The sequence below is a fragment of the Streptomyces murinus genome, from assembly GCF_002154555.1.
GTDB lineage: Bacteria > Actinomycetota > Actinomycetes > Streptomycetales > Streptomycetaceae > Streptomyces > Streptomyces murinus.
In genome coordinates this window covers 1-2,463 of the sequence record NZ_MUNF01000353.1, presented here as the reverse complement: position 1 = coordinate 2,463, position 2,463 = coordinate 1, and the positions used below count along the sequence as shown (strand labels likewise).

The 2,463-nt window shown below is 73.4% G+C and carries 3 protein-coding genes; all 3 read right to left on the bottom strand.

Features of this window, described 5'->3' with window-relative positions; genetic code table 11:
- Nucleotides 1–243: 243 nt before the first annotated feature.
- Nucleotides 244–654: an aggregation-promoting factor C-terminal-like domain-containing protein gene (locus CCN72_RS21445; protein ID WP_244174357.1), complete on the bottom strand. Its 411-nt coding sequence runs from the start codon at nt 652–654 to the stop codon at nt 244–246.
- A gap of 294 nt (nt 655–948) precedes the next feature.
- Nucleotides 949–1,818, bottom strand: coding sequence for an ECF transporter S component (locus CCN72_RS21440; protein WP_202442511.1), 870 nt, complete (start codon nt 1,816–1,818; stop codon nt 949–951).
- A partial coding sequence (locus CCN72_RS21435; RefSeq protein ID WP_143664160.1) for an ATP-binding cassette domain-containing protein occupies nt 1,815–2,463 on the bottom strand: 649 nt, incomplete at its 5' end. The genes CCN72_RS21435 and CCN72_RS21440, both read right to left, overlap by 4 nt.

The window sequence follows — 2,463 nt, the reverse complement described above, 5'->3', positions numbered from 1 at the left end:
ACACCGGAAAGCACCCTCGCCGAGCGGGGCGAGGGTGCTTTCCGGTGTACCGGCTACAGGGGGTCGGCCTAGGGCCTGTCTGACAATTCCCGTCTGCCGCGCGACGCCATGCACGCACTCTCGCGGCACCGGGCGCAGACCCAAGTACGTCCAGTACGAGGGCCTACGCCCGGCACCCCGAGAGCACGCACCTGACGCCGCGCGGCCGCCCTCCGGGCGACGACGGGAATTGTCAGACAGGCCCTAGTACCAGTGGTTGGCCTGCCAGAAGGCCCAGGCCTTGGCGGGGCTGCCGTAGCGGGAGTTCATGTAGTCCAGGCCCCACTTGATCTGGGTGGCCGGGTTGGTCTTCCAGTCGGCGCCCGCGGACGCCATCTTCGAGCCCGGCAGCGCCTGGACCAGGCCGTAGGCGCCGGAGGAGGCGTTGGTGGCGCTCGGGTTCCAGCCGCTCTCGCGCTGGACGATCTGGCTGAACGCGTTGAACTGCGCGGCGTCCGGGATCATCTTGTGCGCGATCGCCTGAGCCGAGGAGGCCGAGGCCGGGGCGGCGGCCTGGGCGGGGGCGGCGGACAGCGCCATACCGGCGGTGGCGGCGGCCACGGCGGCGGCGGTGAGGGCCTTCTTCGGGGAAGCGATGCGGCGGATGACGGACACGGAGCACCTCTTGCGTCGGGGACGGGGGATCACCGGCCCGAACCCCTGGGGGCCCGTGGTGCCTGGCGACGCCGACCAGATAAGCAGCCCGGAAATCCGTCCGCAATCACCCCTTTTACTAGTTGTGGCCGGATGGGGCGGGAATGGGCGTTCTGTGGCGCAGCTCTCAAACCGCAGGTCGGCGGGGGTGTGCGACGGAACGTATCGGACATAACTCTCTACGATCCCGCCTCGTAGGTGAGCTGCGTCATGTGGGCCGCTTCACCGGCCCGCTCACCGCGTGGGTACGGCCCCTCACGCCCCGGGGCCGTCGAAGGTGACCGGCGTCTCGAACGCGGCCCGCCGGGTGGCCCGGCGCAGCGCGCGCAGCACCGCGGGGCCGAGGGCGCAGGTCAGCACCACCGTGCACAGGGCCCGGCCCAGGTCCCAGCCGAGGGAGGTGGCCAGGCAGTAGGCGACGAAGCGGGCCAGATTGGCGGCGACCGAGGCGCCCGGGTGGAAGGAGATGCCCGAGGCGCCGGCGCCCATGAAGGGCCAGCCGGCCAGGTTCATGACCGTGCCGTAGGCGAGGGAGGCGAGGAAGCCGTACCCGGCCAGGAGCAGCAGCTCGGCCCGGCCGCGCAGCCGCACCGGGCCCGGCAGCAGTCCCGCGCCCATCGCGAACCAGCCCATCGACAGCATCTGGAACGGCAGCCAGGGGCCGACGCCACCGGTCAGCAGCGCGGACGCGAACATCGTGACCGAGCCCAGCGCGAAGCCGAAGCCGGGGCCCAGGACGCGGCCGCTGAGCACCAGCAGGAAGAACATCGGCTCGATCCCGGCGGTGCCCGCGCCGATCGGGCGCAGCGCGGCACCGGTGGCGGCGAGCACGCCCAGCATCGCGACCGCCTTCGGGCCGAGGTCCGACTCCGAGATCGTCGCCGCGACCACCGCCACGAGCAGGATCAGCAGACCGGCGAACAGCCAGGGGGCGTCCTGGGCGTGCGCGCTGAGCCGGGAGGTGGGCGGCGCGAGGAAGGGCCAGCCGAAGGCGATCACACCGACGGCGGTGGCGAGGACGAGGGCGGCGACGGAGCGGGGGCCGAGCCGGACGGCGCGGACGCGTTTGGGCGCGGCGGTGGGTGTGGCGGCGGCCACGGTGGTGGGTGCGGGCGGGGTCGTCATCCCAGGGCCTCCTGGACCTGGGACACGGTCAGCCACCGCTGGGGGGCGAGGATCTTGGTCACCTGAGGGGCGAAGGAGGGGGAGGACACCACGATCTCCGCCATCGGGCCGTCCGCGATCATCTCGCCCTCGGCCAGCAGCACCACCCGGTGGGCGATCTCCGCCGCCAGCTCCACGTCGTGCGTGGCCAGGACGATCGCATGCCCCTCGGCGGCGAGTTCGCGCAGCGCGGTGACCAGGCGGGCCTTCGCGGCGTAGTCCAGGCCGCGGGTCGGCTCGTCCAGGAGGAGCAGGGGCGGGCGGGCGGTCAGTACGACGGCCAGCGCGAGGGCGAGGCACTGGCCCTCGGAGAGGTCGCGGGGGTGGGTGCCGTCGGCGATCCCGGGGAGGAGTCGGTCCAGCAGGGCGCGGCAGGTGCCGGGGTCCGCCTCGGCGTCCTGGTCGGCGGCGGCGCACTCCGTGGCCACGGTGTCGGCGTAGAGGAGGTCCCTCGGTTCCTGGGGGACCAGGCCGACATGGCGGATCAGATCGCGGGGCGGGGTGCGGTGGGGGGTCCGGCCGCCGACGGTCACCGTGCCGGTGGTGGGTTCGAGGAGGCCGACGAAGGTGTTGAGGAGGGTGGATTTGCCGGCGCCGTTGCGGCCC